This is a genomic window from uncultured Cellulomonas sp., assembly GCF_963527515.1.
In the GTDB taxonomy this organism is placed as follows: Bacteria; Actinomycetota; Actinomycetes; order Actinomycetales; family Cellulomonadaceae; genus Cellulomonas.
In genome coordinates this window covers 1-6410 of sequence record NZ_CAURTV010000151.1, presented here as the reverse complement: position 1 = coordinate 6410, position 6410 = coordinate 1, and the positions used below count along the sequence as shown (strand labels likewise).

Annotated in this window: 8 protein-coding genes and 1 pseudogene; 2 read left to right on the top strand and 7 right to left on the bottom strand. The window is 75.5% G+C overall.

The features are described from left to right. The 4 genes from RYN42_RS19240 to RYN42_RS19225 form a co-directional block, all read right to left on the bottom strand. On the bottom strand, positions 1 to 660 hold a 660-nt coding region (locus RYN42_RS19240; RefSeq protein WP_315098935.1), incomplete at its 3' end, for a thiamine pyrophosphate-binding protein. Beyond that, positions 657 to 1613, bottom strand: a complete 957-nt coding sequence (locus tag RYN42_RS19235) for an o-succinylbenzoate synthase (RefSeq protein ID WP_315098933.1) — start codon at positions 1611 to 1613, stop codon at positions 657 to 659. The genes RYN42_RS19235 and RYN42_RS19240, both read right to left, overlap by 4 nt. 20 nt (positions 1614 to 1633) lie before the next feature. Beyond that, positions 1634 to 2215: a hypothetical protein gene (locus RYN42_RS19230; RefSeq protein WP_315098931.1), complete on the bottom strand. Its 582-nt coding sequence runs from the start codon at positions 2213 to 2215 to the stop codon at positions 1634 to 1636. Then, complete coding sequence (locus RYN42_RS19225; RefSeq protein ID WP_315098928.1) at positions 2212 to 2541, bottom strand: multidrug efflux SMR transporter; 330 nt, start codon at positions 2539 to 2541, stop codon at positions 2212 to 2214. The genes RYN42_RS19230 and RYN42_RS19225 overlap by 4 nt, the downstream gene beginning before the upstream one ends. 105 nt (positions 2542 to 2646) lie before the next feature. On the opposite strand from RYN42_RS19225, the gene RYN42_RS19220 reads away from it, so the two are divergent. Further along, the gene (locus RYN42_RS19220; RefSeq protein WP_315098925.1) at positions 2647 to 3618 is read left to right on the top strand and encodes a 1,4-dihydroxy-2-naphthoyl-CoA synthase; all 972 of its coding nucleotides are present in this window, start codon (positions 2647 to 2649) and stop codon (positions 3616 to 3618) included. On the opposite strand, the gene RYN42_RS19215 is transcribed toward RYN42_RS19220, so the two are convergent. From RYN42_RS19215 to RYN42_RS19205, 3 genes are all read right to left on the bottom strand, one after another. Continuing rightward, positions 3615 to 3779 carry a hypothetical protein gene (locus RYN42_RS19215; protein WP_315098922.1) on the bottom strand — a complete coding sequence of 55 codons (165 nt, stop codon included), beginning with the start codon at positions 3777 to 3779 and terminating at the stop codon, positions 3615 to 3617. The two genes, RYN42_RS19220 and RYN42_RS19215, sit on opposite strands and share 4 nt — an antisense overlap. A gap of 119 nt (positions 3780 to 3898) precedes the next feature. Beyond that, positions 3899 to 4978, bottom strand: a complete 1080-nt coding sequence (locus tag RYN42_RS19210; RefSeq protein ID WP_315098919.1) for a DUF3048 domain-containing protein — start codon at positions 4976 to 4978, stop codon at positions 3899 to 3901. A 48-nt stretch (positions 4979 to 5026) separates the two neighbouring features. Beyond that, positions 5027 to 6130 carry a DUF3048 domain-containing protein gene (locus RYN42_RS19205; RefSeq protein WP_315098916.1) on the bottom strand — a complete coding sequence of 368 codons (1104 nt, stop codon included), beginning with the start codon at positions 6128 to 6130 and terminating at the stop codon, positions 5027 to 5029. A gap of 94 nt (positions 6131 to 6224) precedes the next feature. Here RYN42_RS19205 and RYN42_RS19200 point away from each other — a divergent pair. Further along, positions 6225 to 6410: pseudogene (locus RYN42_RS19200) on the top strand (AMP-dependent synthetase); the annotation flags it as partial.

Here is a 6410-nt window from a genome sequence, read left to right as displayed (position 1 = left end):
GGATCGCACGGGCCACGGGCCGCCGCCCGGCACCAGCGGCTCGCGGAACGCGAGGTCGAGGTGGACCGGCCCGGGGTCGCCCGTGCGGGCGCCCGTCGCGGCCGCCACGGCGCGGGACACGGTCCGCCGCAGCCCGCGCGACTCGTCCGCCAGGCCGACCGGCGCGGGCACGTCCACCGCGAGCCGCACGGCGGTGCCGAAGATGCCGACCTGGTCGGTGGTCTGGTTGGCGCCCGTGCCGCGCAGCTCGTGGGGCCGGTCCGCCGTGAGCACGATCAGCGGCAGGCCGCTGTGGTGCGCCTCGAGCACCGCCGGGTGCAGGTTGGCCACGGCGGTGCCCGAGGTGGTGACCAGGGCGACCGGCCGCGGCGGGTGCACCTGGTCGTCGGGGCCGTGCGCCGAGGCCTTCGCCAGGCCGACGGCGAGGAAGGCCGCGGACCGCTCGTCCACCCGCACGTGCAGGCGCAGCGCGGGAGCCCCGGCGGGTCGCTCGCCGTCCGGGCGGGCGGCGTCCGCGAGGGCGTAGGCGAGGGGTGCGCTGCGCGAGCCGGGCGAGAGCACCACGTCCTCGACGCCGAGGACGGCGAGCGTCTGGACGAGCACCCGTGCCGCCGTCGTCGCCGGGTCCTGGTCGAGGGGCTCCGTCACGCCCGCCATCATGCCCGAGCCCGGACGGCGGCGAGGCGCACCCGCCACCGGTCCACCAGCTCGACGGGTGCCGCGGCGGCGGCCAGGAGCCGGGGTTCCGGCTCCGGCCGGCGCACGTCGAGCGCGCCGTCCACCGGCAGGAAGGGGTCCGTCACGAGGTCGGCGGTGAACAGCTGCGCCGTGGCCAGGCCGCAGGCGTAGGGCAGCTCGGGCAGGGCCGCCGCGAGCGCGACACCCGCCGCCAGGCCGACCGAGGACTCCAGGGCCGACGAGACGACGACCGGCAGCCCGATCCGCTCCGCCAGCTCCAGGCACGCGCGCACCCCGCCCAGCGGCTGCACCTTGAGCACCACCACGTCGGCGGCGTGCGCGCGCGCGACCGCGAGCGGGTCGGCCGCCCGGCGGATCGACTCGTCCGCGGCGATCGGCACGTGGGTGCGTCGGCGCAGGGCGGCCAGGTCCTCGACCCCGGGCACGGGCTGCTCGGCGTACTCGAGCCCGCCGGCCGCGCGGTCGAGCACCGCCAGCCGGCTCACCGCGGTGTCCACGTCCCACGCGGCGTTCGCGTCGACCCGGATCGCCCCACCCGGACCGAGGGCGTCGCGGACCGCCTCCAGGCGCTCGACCTCGTCGGCGAGAGACTGCCCCGGCTCGGCCACCTTGACCTTGGCGGTCCGGCACCCGCCCGAGCGGCGCACGATGCGGTGGGCCGTCGCGGCGTCGACGGCGGGCACGGTGACGTTGACCGGGATGCGCGCGCGCACCGGTGCCGGCCACCCCTCGTCCGCCGCCTCGCGTGCCGCCCGCCACCACGCCGCCGACTCCTCGGAGTCGTAGTCCCAGAACGGGCTGAACTCGCCCCAGCCGGCGTCGCCGCGCACCAGGACACCGTCCCGGACGGTCAGCCCGCGGAACCTGGTCCGGAGGGGCAGGGACCAGACGTGCAGGTCAGCGGGGTTCGGCACGCCGCCAGCGTACGGCGCAGTCACGCACCCCACGCCTCGAGGAGCAGCGCGCGCGCGGTCTCCCGCACCGGCCGCTGCTCGGTCAGGGCGGTGACCACCGCGCCGTCGACCAGCGCCGTGGTCACCACGGCGGACGTCGGCGCCCCGACCTGGGCGACCAGCTCGGCCAGGACGGCGTCGACCACGGCACGCCCGGCGGCGAAGGCGCTCGCCACGCCGGGGTGGCGACCGGCACCGAGCAGGTGCTCGTAGTGGCTGCGCACCTCGGCGTCGTCGCCGGCGGGGAGCACGGCGTCGGACAGCACGCGCGCGGCCGCCGCGGGGTCCTCCCGGACCGAGGTGGACGGCGCACCCGCGAGGACGGCGCGCGCACGGTCGGCCCAGGCGTCGGCGAGGGCGTGACCGGCGGCGGCCGCGAGGTCGTCGAGGGACGCGAAGTAGTACGTCGTCGCCGACAACGACGCACCGGCCTCGACGGCGACGCGGCGGTGGGTGAGGGCTCCCGGCCCGTCGCGGAGCACCAGGGTGGCGGCGGCGCGAGCCAGCTCGTCGCGCCGCCGGGCGCCCTTGCCCCGGACGCCGCGCTGCGCCGGCTGCGTCATGCGTGCGCCCCGGACGAGGACAGGTTGAGGCCGACGACGCCCGCCACGATGAGGACCAGCGAGACGACCTTGAGCACCGACACGCTCTCGCCGAGGAAGACGATCGCGAGCACGGCGGTCAGGGCCGCGCCGATGCCGACCCACACGCCGTAGGCGATGCCGACCGGCAGCGACTTGAGCGCCCACGCCAGGCCGCCCATCGAGGCGACGAGGAGCACGACGAACAGGACGCTGGGCCACAGCCTGCTGAACCCGTCGGACGCCTTGAGGCTGAGCGCCCAGCCGGCCTCGAGCATGCCGGACAGGACGAGGACGATCCACGCCACGGAGCCACCACTCTCTGCCGTGCGCGCCGGGTGGCAGTCCCCGCCGTCCCGCGCACGTTCTGGTACCAGCGTACCAGAACGTGCGAACGCGATTAGGCTGCCGCCGTGACCCTCCCTCCGCTGCCGGAAACCGTCTCCGACACCTTCGACCCGACCCGTTGGCGCACGGTCGACGGGTTCGAGGACCTCACCGACCTCACCTACCACCGCGGGTTCGCCCGGCCCACGCAGGACCAGGTCGCCGCGGGTGCCGTCGCCCGTGACCTGCCCGTGGTGCGGGTGGCCTTCGACCGGCCCGAGGTCCGCAACGCGTTCCGGCCGCACACGGTCGACGAGCTGTACCGCGTCCTCGACCACGCGCGCACCACGTCGGACGTCGGCACCGTGCTGCTGACCGGCAACGGCCCCAGCCCGAAGGACGGGGTCTGGGCGTTCTGCTCCGGTGGCGACCAGCGCATCCGCGGGCGGTCCGGGTACCAGTACGCGTCCGGGGAGACCGCGCAGGACGTGGACCCCGCACGCGCCGGCCGGCTGCACATCCTCGAGGTGCAGCGGTTGATCCGGACCATGCCGAAGGTCGTGGTGGCGCTGGTCAACGGCTGGGCAGCGGGCGGCGGCCACTCGCTGCACGTGGTGGCGGACCTGAGCATCGCCAGCCGGGAGCACGCGCGGTTCATGCAGACCGACGCCAACGTGGGCTCGTTCGACGGCGGCTACGGCTCCGCGCTGCTGGCGCGCCAGGTGGGTCAGAAGCGGGCCCGCGAGATCTTCTTCCTCGCCCGCGAGTACTCGGCGGAGCAGGCGCTCGCCTGGGGCGCGGTGAACGACGTGGTGGACCACGCGCAGATCGAGGAGGCCGGGCTGGAGTACGCCCGGATCATGGCGACCAAGTCGCCGCAGGCCGTCCGCATGCTCAAGTTCGCGTTCAACCTGGCGGACGACGGCCTGGCGGGTCAGCAGGTGTTCGCCGGCGAGGCGACCCGGCTGGCGTACATGACCGACGAGGCGGTCGAGGGTCGCGACGCCTTCCTGCAGCGCCGGGACCCCGACTGGTCGGGATTCCCGTACGCCTACTAGCTGGTGGCGAGGGCCCAGCCGGCGAGGTCGACGACCGAGCCGAGGATGCCCGCGACGCCGACGAGCAGCGCGACGAGGACGACGGCCGAGACGAGGACCGCGCCGAGCGAGCGGACGTCGTGCTCGACGGGGGTGTGATCCGGGTGCGTGAGTGTGGCCATGCGCTCAGCCTCGCCCGGGCACACCCGGCGCCACATCGGCCCCCAGGCTCGTCGTGCTCCCGACCTGGGGTGGCCAACCCGGACCCCAGGATCATCCCGTGGTCGGACAACCGATCCGCTCAGCCGATCGTGAGCGTCCCCGTCGGCCTCGGCACCATCTCCACCCACGTGTTCCCCGGGGCCAGGTCTGCGGGCGCACCGTCCAGGGTGAACAGCCGCATCGGGGCGTCCTGGGACTCCTTCTGCCAGCGCACGGGGACGGTCTTGCCGCCCGTCGCGGCGACGCCGTCACCCGACCCGATCAGGGAGTAGGTCGGCACGGGGGCACCGCCCTGCGCACCGAAGCCGGAGTTCGGGTGGTCCGCGGTGATCGAGACGACGTTCACCGCCGACAGCCGGGCGCCGCTGCGCGCGGTCGCCGGCGTCGAGCCCTCCGACCGCTGCCACGTGCCGCTGGCCGCGTCCCAGGTCCACGTCGGGCTGGAGGCGGGCGAGAGCCGGAAGGACAGGGTGCTCGCGGGCGTCCCGGCGACGACGGCCGTGGCCTGGTCGGCGCTGCGCGCGAACGTGAACTGCTCCGGCGGGGGGGCCTGGTGACTGCCGTCGGCCTGGGCCCAGAACGTCTCGGGGGTGCCGTACACGTTGTGGGGCGCCGCCCGGTCCCGGGTCCGGTACATGCCGGGGGCGCCGCGGTCGTGGCTGATCATCTGGACACCGCTGTTCGCGACGAGGTCGACGATGCCCTGCTGGCCACCCGAGAAGGCGAACAGGCCGTGCATGGGCGCCACGATGACCGGGTCCATGGGACGCACCGACCGGATGGGGCCGATCTCCGCCGGCACCTGCGAGTGGAACACCGCGATGAACCGCGACACGTCGAACTCGACGATGGTCTCCCAGACGACGTCCGCCTGCTCGAGGCCGGACTGCGGCCGGGCCACGGCGGTGTTCTCGATCTTCGCCGCGAGCGACGGCCGCGCGGCCGGCTCCCCCGCCACGCCCGTCAGGGGCCACACCGTGGGGACGACGGGCACCGGGGCGGCAGCCTTGTCGGGCGCGATCGTCGGCCCCTGCGTCACGGGGTCGGGCGTCTTGCGCGGAGCCTCCTGCGGTGCGCTGCAGCCGGCGACCGCCAGCGCCAGCCCGGCGAGGGTCGCGGCGAGCGCGCCCCGGACCTGTCGTCGTGTCGTCGCCGTCATCAAGCTCCCCTGTCGCTTCGCTGCACCGGTCCAGGCTGCCATGCCGGCTCAGCTGATCGTGACCGCACCGGAGTCCACCGGGACGAGCTCCACCCACGTGGTCCCCGGCGCCAGCGTGAGCACGGCACCGTCGGCCGTGGTGAGCGCGAGGACGGCATCCGTCGACGCCTTGGTCCACGTGCCCGTGACCGTGCGGCCGCCGCTGGACACGGTGGCGTCCCCGGAGCCCTCGAGCACGGTCTCGGGGACCGGGTTGCCCGCCGGGTCGATGGTGCCGGAGTCGATGAGGCGGACCTTGAGGGTCACCACGTTGGTCGCGGCGATGCGCGCGCCGGACCGCAGCATCGCGGGAGCGTCACCCTCGGCGCGCAGCCACGTGGCCGATCCCGCGTCCCAGGTCCACGTCGGCCGGGAGAACCCGGACAGGCGCACGGCCACCGTCGACGCGGGGCCTCCGGAGACGACCGCCGACGCCTTGTCGGCGGTCCGCGCGACCACGAACTGGCCGGCGGGTGCGGCGCTGTGGTTGCCGTCGGCCTGGTCCCAGAAGGTCTGGGGCGTGCCGTAGACGTTGTGCGGGGCGGGGCCGACCCCCTTCTTGCGGTAGAACCCGCCGGCACCCGCGTCCATGCTGATCGTCTGCAGGCCCGAGTTCTTCAGGGCCTGGACGAACGGCTGCTGCCCGCCCGAGAAGGCGATGAGGCCGTGCAGGGGTGCGGCGATCGCCGGGTCCATCGGACGGACCGACCGGATCGGGCCGACCTCCGCCGGCACCTGCGACTGGTAGACGGCGACGAACCGGCTGATGCCGCCCTCGACCACCTGCTCCCACACCACGTCCGCCTGGTCGAGGCCGGTCTGCGGACGGGCCTCCGTGGAGTTCTCGATCTTGATCGCCAGCGCGGGACGCGTCGACACCTCCGCCACGGCGACACCGGTCAGGGGCCAGCGCGGCGGGACCACCGGCGCGGGCGGAGCGACCTTGGCGGGCTCGATCTGCGGCGCCTGCGTCACCGGCGCGACCGGCGCGGGCTCGTCGGCCGGAGCGCTGCACGCACCGAGGACGAGCGAGGCACCGGCGGCGAACGCCACGAGCAGCATCGGCGGGGTGGCACGACGGCGGGCGAGCGGGCGGGAGTGGACGGGCAGCACGGTGCTCCTTCGGGGTGTGAATCGCGCGACACTCTACGGCGTGGGCGCCACCGCCCCGGCCGGGCGCGCGCGTGGACGGACCTACGCTGGGCGGGTGAACCGGCCCCTGCGTGACGCCCCCGCGCCGCCGGACCTCCTCCTCGCGGCCCTGCGGAGCGCGCTGACCAGCACCGGACCCGCGGTCGCCCTCGGTGGGGCGGACGCCACCGAGGTGCCCGCCGACGTCGCCGTCGTGGTCAGCACCTCCGGTTCGACGGGGGACGCCCGCGCCGTCCTCCTG